The organism is Nostoc sp., assembly GCF_041747015.1.
Classification (GTDB): domain Bacteria; phylum Cyanobacteriota; class Cyanobacteriia; order Cyanobacteriales; family Nostocaceae; genus Nostoc.
Genome location: NZ_JBGTFY010000034.1, coordinates 1 through 14,573, shown reverse-complemented (window position 1 = coordinate 14,573; position 14,573 = coordinate 1). Strand labels below are relative to the sequence as shown.

The window sequence follows — 14,573 nt, the reverse complement described above, 5'->3', positions numbered from 1 at the left end:
TAGTTTCCCAATTTGCCCGGCGCTCGCCGACGAAAGTGCAAGGTTTTTGAACCTCTGGATGCTATAGTCTTGCACTTGCTTGGTGAAAAAATGCTCAAAACCCTTACCTAGACTATGTTTCACTTTTGTTCAGCAAGCCCTACTTATTCTCCCTGTCGCCTTGTCGCCAACGCTTAAAATACTCGGTGCTGTAGGGAAGGCATTTGACGGCGGACTTGTTCGAGCCTAGTGGTGTTGATTTGGGCGATCGCAATTCCCGGCTTTTCTCCAGCATCGGCTAAAATTACACCCCAAGGGTCGATAATAACGGCGTGTCCGTGAGTTAGACGGCGGGCGTAATTATTGCCTGTTTGGGCGGGAGCAATGACGTAGGCGGTATTTTCGATGGCTCTGGCTTGTAATAGTACTTGCCAGTGGTCTTTGCCAGTAAAGGCGGTAAAAGCGGCGGGAATAAACATCACATCAGCTCCCTTCTCTGCCAGATGACGGTACAGTTCCGGGAAGCGGACATCATAACAAATAGAAAGTCCTAAATTACCAAGTTTTTCTGAGCAATAGACAGGGGGTAGTTGTGTACCAGCCACGACAGTACTCGATTCTCGATAGGTATTGCCGTCGGGGACATCAACATCAAATAGGTGTACTTTGTAGTAACGGGCAAGTTCTTCACCATTTGGGTCGATGAGTAGAGTCGTATTATAAACTTTGCCTGTATTGTCTACCGGAACTGGAAAGCTGCCGCCCAAAATGGTAATTTGAAAGCGTTGAGCCATTGTTTTGAGAAACTTTTCACTTTCAAGAGCGATCGCATCCGCTTGCGCGAGTTTGTCTTTTTCTTCTCCCATATAGGAAAAGTTTTCTGGTAAACCCACTAATTGGGCACCTTGACGCACAGCCAAATCTATTAACTCTTCTGCCTGTGCCAGATTTTTATGTATATCGGGGACACTGGTTAATTGAATAGCGGCGGCTAAATAAGACTTCATAGATTCAACAACGAACAGTTTATTTATGGGCAACAGATTATCAAAATATATCGCTGCTCAGTAACTATCGCACAGAATTCAATTCTGTTAGCGGATAGCTAAGGTTTAGCCTATTCTGGCTCCTGAACGCCAGTTGCTCCACTACAGCGCTTCGCGCATCCTGCGGCGGGGGAAACCCCAAGACCGCACTGGCTCCTCCTGAATTCTTGCTTGTTAAACTGTATATAAATGTAAACAAGTCTGAGCGACGAGAAATTAGCGCCCCTCAAACTTGTTTATAAAAATTAACTTAAACCTAGAACAACATGGATAACTCAAGAGGATTTTGTTCCCGATTGAGTTTTAAAGATACTTTTCAAGAGTGGAAGCTAATGTAGTTTTAGGCACAGCGCCGACTACCATATCCACTTTTTGTCCACCCTTAAAAATCATTAATGTGGGAATGCTACGGATGCCGTACTGACTAGCAACATTAGGATTTTCATCCGTGTTGACTTTTACAACCTTTATTTGACCTTTGAACTGTTCGGAGATTTCATCGACAACAGGAGCTACCATACGGCATGGTCCACACCAGGGTGCCCAAAAGTCAACTAAAACGGGTACCTCGCTGTCGAGTACTTCTTGCTTGAAACTAGAATCGGTAACTTGTGTGGCTGTTGACATGCCTAAAACCTTTGCCAATAATATCTGAGCTTGGTGAAGATTCTACCATAGCAAAAACCTCAGCTTGGGAGTAGAGGATATACATTTACAAAGAAGCTCTCTTATTTTATTCATATACATAAGGAACCGCCCGAACAGTAGTCCGGGCGGAGTGTGGTGTGAGGAGTGAACGGAAACATTCGTCTCCGCTATCTCTATTGTAGGCGACATATAGAATTTTTCCAGTAATTGTTTAGGGGGCTGGAAAATTTATTCAAGAATTGGGGAGTGGGTATTAATTATTATTTCTTGCCTATTCCCTATCCCCTATCCCCTATTCCTCTTATTTCCCCATACCTAATTGTTGAGCTTTTTGGTAAACTTTACCCTCAGTTAATAAAGAAGGCGCAATCACAACTTCCACTTGCTGCATTTCTTTGATATTTTTGGCTCCCAAGGTGCCCATACTGGTCTTTAAGGCTCCTAAAAGATTGTGAGTGCCATCATCTAATCCTGCTGGCCCAACGAGTATTTGCTCTAGGCTGCCAGTGGTGGCAACCCGAATCCGGGTGCCACGAGGCAAAACTGGGCTAGGAGTCGCCATACCCCAATGATAACCTCGTCCTGGGGCTTCGGCAGCTTTGGCAAAGGGCGAACCAATCATCACACCATCGGCACCGCAGGCGATGCACTTACAAATGTCGCCACCGGTGATTAAACCGCCATCAGCAATAATGGGGATATAGTTACCAGTTTCCTTATAGTAATCATCTCGTGCCGCTGCACAATCAGCGATCGCAGTCGCCTGTGGCACACCCACACCCAACACCCCACGAGACGTACAAGCGGCACCAGGCCCAATTCCCACCAGTACCCCAGCCGCCCCAGCTTTCAACAAATTCAAAGTGACTTCGTAAGTCACGCAATTCCCCAACACCACGGGGATGGGCATTGAGCGGCAAAATTCTGCTAAATCAAGTGGTAGTATCGACTCTGGTGACAGGTATGCAGTAGAAACCACCGTAGCTTGGACAAAAAATAAATCTGCTCCAGCTTTCGCAACCGCCTCACCGTATTTACTTGCACCGGCTGGAGTCATGCTCACCGCCGCAATCCCACCTTGTTGTTTAATTTCCTGAATACGTTGTTCAATTAATTCCGGCTTGATTGGTTCGGCATAGAGTTCTTGCATCAAGGCAACAAATTCATCTTTCCCTACAGAGGCAATCTGATCTAATATTGGCTCTGGGTCAGCATAGCGAGTTTGAATACCCTCTAAGTTGAGGACACCTAATGCTCCTAATTGTGACAAACGTACAGCCATGCGAACATCAACTACGCCATCCATTGCACTCGCAATTATTGGGATTTCTCGCTCAATATTGCCAATATGCCACTTAGTATCTGCCAAACTGGGGTCTAGTGTTCTGTTACCGGGGACTAGAGCAATTTCATCTATTCCGTAAGCTCTGCGAGCTGTTTTTCCCCGCCCAAGTTGAATTTCCACGCTTTAATTTTTCTCAAATCTGTTTAAGCTAGGGTATCAAATTGTGGAGGAAATTGGGGCGTTTTTCCCCTAACTACACTAGGCTACTTCGAGCAATCTAAGCTGCTGCTAAAAATTTTGGTGGATGCAAAATCCAAAATCCAAAATCCAAAATTAGTTAATTTACTGTTTAGTTTTAGCTGCATTCACACCTGTATAACCAGTTGCTAACCAGAATATGGCTCTAGCTCCATCACGAATAGATTTTTTGATAGATTCAGGGGGGTTTTTTGAAGGAACTGGCACTGGTTTTAAATAAATACCCCGACTACCCAAAATAATTTCGCCGATGACACAAGCCCGGCGCATATGGAAGTCTGAAGTAATTAAATAAATGCTCTTAATGCCACGAGCTTGCAAATCATCCACCACAGTAGTAAAATTAGTAACTGTATCTACTGCTTCATAGTCCAAGTGTAAACGTTTGGGATCAACACCAGCTTTGGTAAACACTTGTTGAGTGAATCTCGGTGGACTACCCCCACTAATCCAAATTGGTATATTTGGATGCTGGCGGACAAATTCTGCCGTAAACTTTTCTCGCTCTAAACGTCTTGTTGAACCACCTAACACTACAACTGCTTGCGGCTGCACAAATTGGTTTTGTACTTCTTTGTATCCCCACCACACAATTAGCGGTAGGACAAAAGCCATTAAGCGAAAAGTTTTACCTGTAAAGAGTAGCTTATTCAAGGCTCGATAACTTAAATTTACTCAGTCTAAAATTTTCTCTGATTAGAAAAAATAACAATTTATAGTAGATTAGCAAACTCCCAACAAATATGCCCGAATAGAAATTGGGGTGATTTTCGCGTTATGGCGCAATTAAACGCGCCGGAAGTTTTTACTTTAATTGATGGATTATCCTAACCTATATCAGACAATCCATCAAAGGATTCCAGCCACTCTTGACATTGCGGTACACTGCTTGCTGGTTGTGCTGACAATGCGTACTAATCGCTTTGTCCGCCTAGCGTCTCCTAAAGAAGCTTACCAACGTATTTGTAGCAGGAATTCAGTAAAGTGGTATCAGAAATTAAATTGGCGGTACAGTTTTGAAAGTGTCACTCAAGATACTTGCCCTTTTATAAAAGTAGTGATACTCTTTAGTTGTGTGTGAGGAGCAAGTTAAGAATAAGAAGCGTTTGGGGTGGAAACACGGCAACACTCCCAGACGCTTTTTAATTGGTATGCAAAAAAAGTCTTTGCTGATTCGCTGGAGTTATTGAGATAATCACCTACAGTTAAATATCCAGCCAACCCCACCCACGATCAGAAATTCAGGTGCAAATTAATCGGCTGACTCAACAAATTCAGTTCATCATCGAAATTGATCGATTGAAACAGGTGATGCGCCAAACCCTACTCACTGATGGGTCACGCCAGGAAAATAGTGCAGAACACTCTTGGCATTTGGCAATTATGGCAATTATATTAGCAGAATATGCCCCGGAGAATGTTGATATATTCCATGCCATCAAAATGCTACTAATTCACGACTTGGTAGAAATTGATGCAGGTGATACCTTCTGTTACGATGTGCAGGGTAATCACAGTAAGGCAGAACGAGAAGCCCAAGCAGCGTTACGCTTATTCGGACTTTTGCCACCAAATCAAGGTAGCGAGTTGCGTTTACTCTGGGATGAGTTTGAAGCAGGAGAAACACCCACCGCCAAGTTTGCCGCAGCCCTAGACCGTATACAACCCTTGCTGCATAATCAGCAAACTCAGGGCGGAAGTTGGCGCATTCATGGCATTAGGCGAAATCAGGTGATGAAACGAGTAGCGCCTGTAGAAACAGGTGCGCCGGAACTCTGGCCTTTTGTCCTGCAACTGATTGATGATTGTGTGACAGCAGGGTATTTGGAAGAGACTTCTGCCCTCAAGATTCAAAGCTGATACGCCAAAATTGCTTTCCACTCGGATGGTGAGAGGGGTTGTACTTCTATCTGCATATCAAAACAATGAATAGCTGCGGCAACTAAAGCTGTAATAATATTTTCCACACTCAAACTTTGATGGAGTTCCAGGTTGGTAAAAGATTCTGTACCAAATACCTGAGCGAACAGTTCAGCATCGGGTTGCAAACGCATAGAACCATGTTGCAAGATTGTCCCACTACGTCGCAATTGAGCGCTACCAATCAGTTTAGCGCCATCTGGCAAAACTAAATCTGCACTGGTAGCAGTGCCAAAACAGTTAGGGTTATGGATGTAGCCTCGTCCTTCTGTACCGTACCGCAATTCTACGCCAAGCGATCGCCACCCTTGAATCAAAAACTCACAAATTTTTTCGTACACCTGGAGGCGATTACCTGTCAGTCCAGATGTGACTACAGCGTAAGTTAAATCACCTTGGTGTAGCACTGCTCGTCCACCGGTAGGACGCCGCACTAGCTCCAACTTTTCACCTTGCCAAGTCAGATATTGCCAATATTCAGGGTATTGGCGTTGATGATAACCAAGAGAAATCGCAGGTGGCGACCAAATATAAAAGCGGAGAGTTGGCGGATGCTTTCCAGACTGGTGCTGTTCTAGTAACCAGCGGTCAATCGCCATCTGCACATTTCCAGCCGCCTCTAGCAAAGGAATTAGTCGCCACACTTTAGAATTCAAGAGTTAGGAGTTGGGAGTTAGAAGTTAGGAGTTTTGAATTAAAAAGTTTATACAACTGAGAGCTCATGACTCCTAACTGAAGCGAAGTGATTAGTCAAGTCGCACCAAATTCAGCCTGTAAAGCTTCATCATTATTATCAGCGATCGTTGCCACGATGGTAATTAGCCGAGATACTTCGCCAGGAGACAACTCCGCTAAGGTGCGTGTTGATATCACAACCACCCGGTTTTCAATAATACCAAAACGCGCTTCAAAAGTGCTAGAGCAGTTCAACTCCAACAAATATCGCAGCAACCTGGGTTCATCTTTGGCAGGTAAATCTAGCACCGTAGACCAAACCGTTATGGTATCTTCATCGGTTGTCCCGTTGAGTTTTACAAATACTTCCACACTTCCATACTTAAATTTCCAGAGATGACTACCCTCTGGAGTGTGGCTAACCATTGCACTGTCATCTTGTTCTAAAGAATCGATGACATTTTCAATTACCTCCACATGATTAATGCTTGTCGTCTCGGCGATTAGCTCATTTATGGATTCGTCACTAGTTAGGGTTTCTTGGTAGCTTGCCATATAGATTTTTTCTCAACACACTCACTGTCTTATCTACACATACTTTATAACTTGTGGACGCAGTTAATTTGAGCTTTCTTAGGTGATAGTCTGGTTATCAGTCATACCAGATCAAGTGAATGCAAGTAATTTAGTAATAATTGTTACCTAAACTTCTAAATTAATTACTTATAAGCGACTGGCATGGGTTAAAGGATATTCCGGGGGCAAATATCACAACACCAAGCGTATTTAAATTTAACTAAGTATTTTACTACGTAAGTAGTTGTAGAAGGTTGAAACTTATACGGATAAAATAACGTCTAATGTTGGGTTAAATTAGATTCGTTCTTCGGCTCGGCTACGAAATATCAGATTTTCGCAAACTATCTGTAACAAAGGTGTATCTTCATTATTCTAGGCAGATTTATGTTCTCAGTTAAAAAATATAACTTTACAAAAAATTTAACTTTATAAAATCGGCGTAAATGCCTCATAGAGATAGGTTTGGGGCATTTTGAAATTGTCAGTAAAACATCAATGTCGAAATTTCTGCATAATTTTAGTGAATTAAGACGTAATAAAAGTGGAATCACTTAGATGTTTTCATGAGACTCATGAAATTCGGGGAAGTTGCCAGTTAAACAATTAGGTGGGACGAATGGAGGTTGTGATGCAAACTTCAAAATTGAGTTTCGAGGAGCGCAATCTCGCTATGACAAAGGATGTAGAAAAACTAGCTCTAGATTGGCGAAAGCGCTTGGCTGCCGAATGTCCAGAGCAAAGTGAAGTTGCTAGGCAAAGTATTATTCTTTGGCTATTTGGATCTGACTCAAAACGGTTTGATCTATTTAACCCTAAGGAATTGGATATCGCCAAGCAAGCAATGGAATATCGCTGGAGGATTTTACGTCAACGCTACTTGGGGCTAGGGCGAGAACGTGCTTATCGTCACCTACTTACCCGATTGGGGAGTTTAGTAACATTACGGAATAAAATTCAGACTTGGGTTGCTCTGAGCCGCGATCGCCAGCGCAGTGTGATGGATGTGTTGCAAGAAGTACTTCAAGAATTACTGCAAAGTGACACCTATATGCAACAACAAATGGCTGATATTGTAAAATATACAACCGATAGACGATTAGGGGATGCTCTCCTATTTGCCAGTGTAGAAGAATATTGTCTGCGGCCAGTACGCAATCAACCGCTCTTAGCTTATCGGTTTGTGAATTATTTGCGTCACACTCAACGTGGTGGCTTAACCCAAGTGCCAGGCCGTGACTTGATTAGACTAGTGTCAGAAGAAATTCTCACAAATGACAGTGACAATAAAGTTAATTTAGTGGATAGTCAAGCGATCGCCGAATATCAAGAAGCACAACAACTCGAAGAACAACAGGCGCTGCGTCACTCAGTTCAAAAAGAATTTGAAAATTATTTACAACAAAATCTGGGGACAGAGGCAGTAAAGTGGCTACGACTGTATTTACAAGGTAAGTCTCAAGAAGAGATCGCCTACAGATTAAATAAGCAGATTAAAGAAATATACCGACTGAGAGAAAAAATTAGTTACCACGCCGTGCGCGTCTTTGCCCTCAAAGGTAAACCAGAGCTAGTAGACAGTTGGCTTTCAATTTCCTTGCAAGAACATAACTTGGGATTAACACAAAATCAATGGCAGCAACTTTATGAAAAATTGACTCCTCTGGGGCGGCAAATCCTAGATTTGCGGAGAGCGGGTAACTCAATAGAAGCAACAGCCCAACATTTAAAACTCAAAACCCATCAAGTGCTGGGCGAATGGACAAAAGTTTATCTTGCTGCTCAAGCTTTAAGAACCCAAGAGTAGGCTGTGAGGTATCTAGTCAATCAATTCGGGCGGTGGGTGACAAGGGAGACAACAGAGAAAATTGTCTTCTTCTCCCTCCGAAATTTTGTAGCCTTCTTTTGACGGAGACGCTGCGCGAAAGGGATAGCGTAGCCAGACACTCTCTAAGATGCTGCGCGTAGCTTACTTCCCCGTAGGGGTACATGGACACGGTTTAGCTGCACTATCGCCGGAAGCTGGCGCTTAGACTTCTCTCTTTGAAATCCTCCTTAAAACTCAGTATTATCACTAATTCACAATCTAAAATTCATCTTTATACTTACATATATTTATATAAATAATTGGATTTTTAATAATCCAACCAAGCATCTTTATTAACTACTAGGACTTACGCATTGACAGAAAAGCCTAAATGACAGATATGCTTTTTAAGCCTTTTATCTAGATTTTTCAACTACCTTTTTGCGATGCCTGGGTTGGGCTACGCCTATGCAACTAGTAAAGGATGGTTTGTAAAAGGCTAAAATGACCTATTTGTGTTACTACACAAGATGATTTGTTTGTACAGTGCGTAAGTCCTAACTACTTACTAATTTATAGGCAAAATATTATATAATCGAACACCAAGCAATCAAATCTATGTTGTCTCGAAAGGATGAACTAAATGATACCGCAGCAAGTGGACAGCAAATGCTAACCGCCAATCAACTTAGGTGGGAGCAAGGAGACGTTCGCCAGCAAATATTCCAGATGATTGATAGTCTTTTATCCTTTGAAGCCTGTCTCTACCACCAGATTTTGCCCTTTGGATTAGAAGATAACAACCTCTCGCTAGGTATGGTTCATCCCCAAGACAGTGAGGCATTAGATTATGTTGGTCGCATTTTGTCTTATATTAACTGCACAATGGTGATTGAGGCGATCGCAGCCGACGCTCACCGCCGAGTACTCTCAGCCTACCTCAACCATAAAAATACATCTCAACTAGATACTAAACAAGAGGATCAGCCAACAGCGGACTTGAACCAAAAAAATAGCGCAACTACCATTGCTGACAAACCTATTCCCTTTATAGATGCCGACTCTGAATTAAGTCAGCAACCAATATTAACGGTGTTTCAGACACAAAAGCGTCAACATTCTGGGCAGCGAGTAGACTTGCCTCCGATGCCAGAGCTAGATAAATCGCCTCAAACTACGACGTTCTTAACCTCTATCTTCAAAGATCAAGAGGGAGAGACTTCCGAAGCATTACTACGAGATAATTTACCTATTTTGCCTACGCAAGTTCCCGAACTATTTAGTCCTATTGAGGTGCTGCCAACACTACCACCCAAGAAATTACTAGAAGAATTACTAGGGCGAATCCTGGCTGGAGGAATTGGTCGGCTGTACTTAGAAAGACAAGCTTACGAAGGCAGGATACTGTGGAGTGACAATGGAATCTTACAGTCTGTATTAGAAAAACTGCCGCTCTCGGTTTTCCAAGGAGTACTGAATGAATTAAAGCGGTTTGCTTCCCTGCCTCTGACTACGGTTGCAGAACCAAAACAGGTAGAGAAGGAATATGTACATCAAAAAGATCGCTTGTTATTACGCTTGCGAGTCATGCCGGGAATCTACGGCGAAGAGGCAACACTCCAAGTGTTGCGGGGAACAGCATTAAAGTTCTATCAACAACAACAGTTGATGCGTATAAGCCGCGATGCTTTAGGAATTTCTCAGCAACTAAGCTTCAAGCTGCATGAGATCCAACAACGGCTTTTAATGAATCCCAGCCTTGACTCTCAGAAATTAGAGGCTTTGGTTGTCCTGAATCAACTATTGAAAAATTTAGACCAACAAATCAAAATATTAGCACTGGATAGCAATCCACCAACAAACAGAAAATCATAGTTCTGTCAGTGAAACCGCTGATTTCGATCGCATACACAATTGTTATCTTGTAATGGAACTCTAGAACAATCAACTTTAGAGGTTCATTTCAAATAAATACACATTTTGTCATCGTATTCTGAGTAAGATTACGGTTTAAACAAACTTATAGCGTTTCCTAATCACATGAGGTACATCATAGCCCCCTCCCCGCAAGCGAGGAGGGGGTTGGGGGTGGGGTTCTTGTACCTCACTCAACTGAGAACCGCTATATAGTAGCAAAGTTAATTTCCCGCTCTTGAATCCATTTTTTGCAAATATTTCATGCTAACAGAGGTTTTTGGTGAACTTTTCCCCTTGATGAGTACAGCCAATCCACAAACTTTGGAATGGCTACTCAACGTTGCAATTGAACATGAATATCCATCTGGACGAGCCGTTGTGATGGAAGATGCCTGGGGTAACGCCGTTTACTTCGTAGTTTCTGGTTGGGTGAAAGTCCGGCGTACCGTCGGGGAAGATCCGGTAGCTCTGGCAATTTTTGGCCGTGGCGATTTTTTTGGAGAAATGGCAATTTTGGATGAATCTCCACGCTCAACCGATGTCATTGCCCTTTCACCCGTGAAATTACTGAGCATCTCCAGAGAGCGTTTTATTCAAATATTGTTTAAAGACCCGCAGTTACATCACCGGATGTTGCAACTGATGGTGCGACGATTACGGCAAATTAACATCCGCTTACAAATGCGGTCTTCACCACCAGCGGTCAAACTCGCCCATACCTTAGTAACTTTAGGCGAAAGCTATGGTCAGGAATCTAACCTGGGAAAAGAAATTTTTAATATTCCCTTTAAAGATTTAGCAGAGGTAACAGAAATCGGTGTCGAAGAAACCACCAAAATCATGCAAAAGCTAGATGAAAAAGGGTGGATCAACATTGATAGTGCCAACAACATCATTTATCTTATAAACTTCAAACAGTTAATGAACTTGGCTGGCAAAGTATGATTGCTTTATCCTCTTGAACCACAAAAGCTCTTTAAGCATCAAGATGATCAATAATAGTATGACTATTCCTCTGCCCCAGCTTGTAAGAGACTCCGCACCACATCTTTATAACCATTAAATTCTGCAATCATTAAAGCAGTATAACCGCCCCGGTTTTTCAAATTCACATCTGCCCCAGCTTGGAGTAATAGCTGCACAATCTCACCATAACCTGATGAGGCAGCCCACATCAATGCTGTTGCCTTCGCTGAGTCTTGAAAATTCACCTCTGCCCCCTTTGCCAGCAGCAATTGGATTATTTTTGTGTGGTTGCGTTCGGTTGCTTTGATCAAAGCAGTTTTGCCATCATCGCCTGGAGTGTTAACATCAGCACCATAATCTAACAATAGTTTCACTGTTGGGGTATGTCCCTGTGATGCAGCCAACGTCAAAGGTACTTCACCGAGGTTTTTCTCAGTCATATCTCCCCCAGAATGCAGCAGTGCCTCGACAATTTGGCTGTGTCCCTGCAATGCTGCTACAAGTATTGGTGTATCGCCCAGGTGGTTCCTAATTTGCACATCCGCACCCCGGTTAAGTAACACTTGCACGACATCAATGTAGCCTTCGACAACGGCAAGATGCAGGGCAGTTTCACCATCTTGGTCTTGGAAATTAATCTCAGCGCCTCGCTCCAGTAAAGCAGATACGATCGCACTGTGGTCAGCAGCAGCAGCAGCCAAAAGCGCAGTTCCACCGATGTTTTTCGCCTTCACATCAGCTCCTGCTGCCAGCAGTGTTTTCACAACTTCCAGATATCCCAAGTCTGCCGCTAAGATTAAGGGTGTCTCACCCGCCTCATCTGAGATGTTGACATCGACACCAGCTTGGATAATTGCTTCTAGAATTTCTATGTGCCCATGTTTGACTGCCAATTTTAAAGCAGTATCATCATCTTTATCGGCGATATTCACCTTCGCATCAGCAGCCAATAAGACTCGTACTATATCTACATGACCTTTGAGTACTGCTGCCATCAAAGCTGTGCTGCCATCTTCATTAACAGCATTTACATCAGCACCTCTGGACACTAAAAGCTGCACAATATCAAGCTGTTTAGCACTAGCTGCCAACATCAAAGCCGTCAAACCATAAAGTTTTCTGGGCAAGTTGATATTTGCCCCAGCATCTAGGAGCGATCGCACAATTTCAGTGTAGCCTAAATTAGCTGCAAACATTAAGGGCGTTGTGCCTTGGCGATCGCACAGGTCCACCTTCGCACCAGCAGCCAGTAGCGCACACAGCCGTTTGATATCACCACTTTTAGCAGCTTTCAGCAGCAAAGTATCGTTGTTTTCAGTCATGGATGAAATCCCACACAGGGCGTTTTATTCGACTATCCTCAAAATTTAGTCTGAGATTGTTTATCCACTTTGGCAAGAGGGCGAAGCAAAATCTTCTTTATCGTCTTTTAATTTGTGCAACTTTAAGCACAGAAAATAGAATTATGCTAATTTTTGTGAAGACTTAATAATTGGGCGAGAACACGATGAGTCTGGAACTTACTCCATCAATTAAATATTGGCTGAACTTCTTTCATCCAGTGATCATGTGGGCGCTATTAGTGCTGTCAATTTATGCTGCCTACTTGGGGCTGCAAGTACAGCGTACCAGAAATGCTCAGGGGGAAGAAAAGAAAGAACTGATTAAAGGTAGATATAACGTCAGACACTACCAAATTGGGTCTATACTCTTAGCTTTGCTAGTGACAGGTGCGATCGGGGGTATGGCTGTCACTTACATCAATAATGGCAAGTTATTTGTCGGGCCTCACCTACTGGCAGGACTGGGTATGGTCGGTTTGATTGCATTTTCTGCTGCTTTATCCCCTTATATGCAGAAAGGGGCAAATTGGGCGCGTGCAACTCACATTTTGCTAAATTTCACGCTTTTGGGACTTTTTGCTTGGCAGGCTGTTAGTGGGGTGCAAATTGTTCAAAAAATTCTTACTAAAGCATAGGCATTAACCAAGAATCAAAAGGAGCCAGTCGTGTAGGCGTTGGCTCCTCTTGAATCACCGCTTTTGCTTAGAATTAGCAGGAAAGGGGATTTACAAAGATTTCTGAAAATCTTCCTGAACCTTGCGAGTTAGACGTTGGGCGATTTGACGGACAATTTGGTTAAGTAAGCGATCGCCTGTAGATTGAATTATAGACTTGGGTAATCGCTGGATAAACCTGGGAAAGTGCAAATAAACTACTAAATCCAATTCCCATTCAACTCTCGTAACCTCACCAATACCAGTGGAAACACCATTTTCTATTAACCTTAATGATGCCCGATAGTCTACGTCATAACCAGGCGGTTGGTAGTCAGGAATAGGGATTGTACGGATGCAGTAAATACTCTGCTCTGGGGGCAACAATTCCAAACCAATTTTCGGTTCTACTTCATAACCAAAAGCACCAAAACGACCAATTACTAAAGCATAGCCATTTTCCCCCAATGGTTGCACTTTCATCGGCTCGGCGCAACGAGAAAACCATGAAGCGTGAGAATTGAAATACTCAGCAACCTTCTCTACTGGGGCAGGCATTTCCATACAATCTTGATAACGACCGGAAAATTTTGTGAGTGTCGCTACATTTGCTTCTGTTAAAGTGTCCTCGGCTTCTTGTTGGCTGGACACTACAGGTAAAACTGCTTCTGTTATTTCCCAGGATTTGTATTCGTTGTTTGTTGAAAGCATAAATGCATTACTGTATAATTTTTTGTTCATCTATATTAATAATTCCCCAAATGCTTGACTCATTTCGTACTAGTATTGCATTTTTACCAAAACCTCATTAATCTCCCATCAACTCCATAGAATTACTAAAATAAAGAACTGAATAAACACACAACAGCTTACCAGGATAACATTTCTTATGAAAGCATTTGTAGCAGGGGCAACCGGTGAAACAGGTCGCCGGATTGTGCAAGAGTTGATAGCGCGGAATGTTCCTGTCCGAGCCTTGGTGCGAGATATAGAGAAAGCTAGGGGTATTCTGTCTCCTGAAGCCGAATTGGTGGTAGGCGACGTGTTACAACCAGAAAGTCTGACTGCTGCGTTGGGAGATAGCACAGTTTTGTTGGTTGCTACTGGGGCTAAACCTAGCTTTGACCCCACTAGCCCCTATAAGGTGGATTTTGAAGGCACTAAAAATTTAGTAGATGCTGCCAAGGCAAAGGGAATTGAGCATTTTGTCTTCGTTTCCTCTTTGTGTACTTCCCGATTATTCCATCCACTTAACTTGTTTTGGCTGATTTTGGTGTGGAAAAAACAAGCTGAAGAGTACATCCAGAAAAGTGGTCTTACCTATACGATTGTGCGACCTGGTGGGTTGAAAAATGAAGATAATCCCGACCCCATCGTCATGCAGAGCGCTGATACACTGTTTGACGGTAGCATCCCCAGACAAAAAGTTGCCCAAGTTGGCGTCGAAGCCCTGTTTGAACCAGCCGCACGCAATAAAATTGTCGAGATTGTAGCCAAATC

The 14,573-nt window shown here is 43.1% G+C and carries 13 protein-coding genes and 1 pseudogene; 6 read left to right on the top strand and 8 right to left on the bottom strand.

Going from position 1 to position 14,573, the window contains the following annotated elements; all coding sequences use genetic code 11:
• Positions 1-173: 173 nt before the first annotated feature.
• From ACEW80_RS02960 to ACEW80_RS02945, 4 genes are all read right to left on the bottom strand, one after another.
• Complete coding sequence (locus ACEW80_RS02960; protein ID WP_373525164.1) at positions 174-986, bottom strand: carbon-nitrogen hydrolase family protein; 813 nt, start codon at positions 984-986, stop codon at positions 174-176.
• A 342-nt stretch (positions 987-1,328) separates the two neighbouring features.
• Complete coding sequence (gene trxA / locus ACEW80_RS02955; protein ID WP_373525163.1) at positions 1,329-1,652, bottom strand: thioredoxin; 324 nt, start codon at positions 1,650-1,652, stop codon at positions 1,329-1,331.
• 322 nt (positions 1,653-1,974) lie between these two features.
• The gene (locus ACEW80_RS02950) at positions 1,975-3,138 is read right to left on the bottom strand and encodes a GuaB3 family IMP dehydrogenase-related protein (RefSeq protein ID WP_373525162.1); all 1,164 of its coding nucleotides are present in this window, start codon (positions 3,136-3,138) and stop codon (positions 1,975-1,977) included.
• Positions 3,139-3,300: 162 nt separating this feature from the next.
• Positions 3,301-3,831: a YdcF family protein gene (locus ACEW80_RS02945; protein WP_373525166.1), complete on the bottom strand. Its 531-nt coding sequence runs from the start codon at positions 3,829-3,831 to the stop codon at positions 3,301-3,303.
• 630 nt (positions 3,832-4,461) lie between these two features.
• Between ACEW80_RS02945 and ACEW80_RS02940 the strand changes: the two genes are divergently transcribed.
• The gene (locus tag ACEW80_RS02940; protein ID WP_373525161.1) at positions 4,462-5,076 is read left to right on the top strand and encodes an HD domain-containing protein; all 615 of its coding nucleotides are present in this window, start codon (positions 4,462-4,464) and stop codon (positions 5,074-5,076) included.
• Here the strand turns inward: ACEW80_RS02940 and ACEW80_RS02935 are convergent.
• Positions 5,067-5,735, bottom strand: a complete 669-nt coding sequence (locus ACEW80_RS02935; RefSeq protein WP_373525165.1) for a biotin/lipoate A/B protein ligase family protein — start codon at positions 5,733-5,735, stop codon at positions 5,067-5,069. The two genes, ACEW80_RS02940 and ACEW80_RS02935, sit on opposite strands and share 10 nt — an antisense overlap.
• 151 nt (positions 5,736-5,886) lie before the next feature.
• Positions 5,887-6,366, bottom strand: coding sequence for a YbjN domain-containing protein (locus ACEW80_RS02930; protein ID WP_373525160.1), 480 nt, complete (start codon positions 6,364-6,366; stop codon positions 5,887-5,889).
• 640 nt (positions 6,367-7,006) lie between these two features.
• Between ACEW80_RS02930 and ACEW80_RS02925 the strand changes: the two genes are divergently transcribed.
• From ACEW80_RS02925 to ACEW80_RS02915, 3 genes and pseudogenes are all read left to right on the top strand, one after another.
• Positions 7,007-8,194 carry a HetZ-related protein 2 gene (locus ACEW80_RS02925; protein WP_373525159.1) on the top strand — a complete coding sequence of 396 codons (1,188 nt, stop codon included), beginning with the start codon at positions 7,007-7,009 and terminating at the stop codon, positions 8,192-8,194.
• Between the two features lie 618 nt (positions 8,195-8,812).
• A pseudogene (locus ACEW80_RS02920) lies at positions 8,813-9,073 on the top strand (pilus assembly protein PilB); the annotation flags it as partial.
• Between the two features lie 1,299 nt (positions 9,074-10,372).
• A complete protein-coding gene (locus tag ACEW80_RS02915; protein WP_373525158.1) occupies positions 10,373-11,056 on the top strand; it encodes a Crp/Fnr family transcriptional regulator in 684 nt (227 codons plus the stop codon).
• Positions 11,057-11,118: 62 nt separating this feature from the next.
• Here the strand turns inward: ACEW80_RS02915 and ACEW80_RS02910 are convergent, their stop codons facing one another.
• On the bottom strand, positions 11,119-12,399 hold the full coding sequence (locus tag ACEW80_RS02910) for an ankyrin repeat domain-containing protein (RefSeq protein ID WP_373525157.1): 1,281 nt from the start codon (positions 12,397-12,399) through the stop codon (positions 11,119-11,121).
• A gap of 185 nt (positions 12,400-12,584) precedes the next feature.
• On the opposite strand from ACEW80_RS02910, the gene ACEW80_RS02905 reads away from it, so the two are divergent.
• Positions 12,585-13,055, top strand: a complete 471-nt coding sequence (locus ACEW80_RS02905; RefSeq protein WP_373525156.1) for a DUF4079 domain-containing protein — start codon at positions 12,585-12,587, stop codon at positions 13,053-13,055.
• 90 nt (positions 13,056-13,145) lie between these two features.
• Here ACEW80_RS02905 and ACEW80_RS02900 read toward each other — a convergent pair whose 3' ends face one another.
• Complete coding sequence (locus tag ACEW80_RS02900) at positions 13,146-13,784, bottom strand: DUF1997 domain-containing protein (protein WP_373525155.1); 639 nt, start codon at positions 13,782-13,784, stop codon at positions 13,146-13,148.
• Positions 13,785-13,962: 178 nt separating this feature from the next.
• Here ACEW80_RS02900 and ACEW80_RS02895 point away from each other — a divergent pair.
• Positions 13,963-14,573 (top strand): SDR family oxidoreductase (locus ACEW80_RS02895; RefSeq protein ID WP_373525154.1); only part of this gene is annotated, 611 nt, incomplete at its 3' end.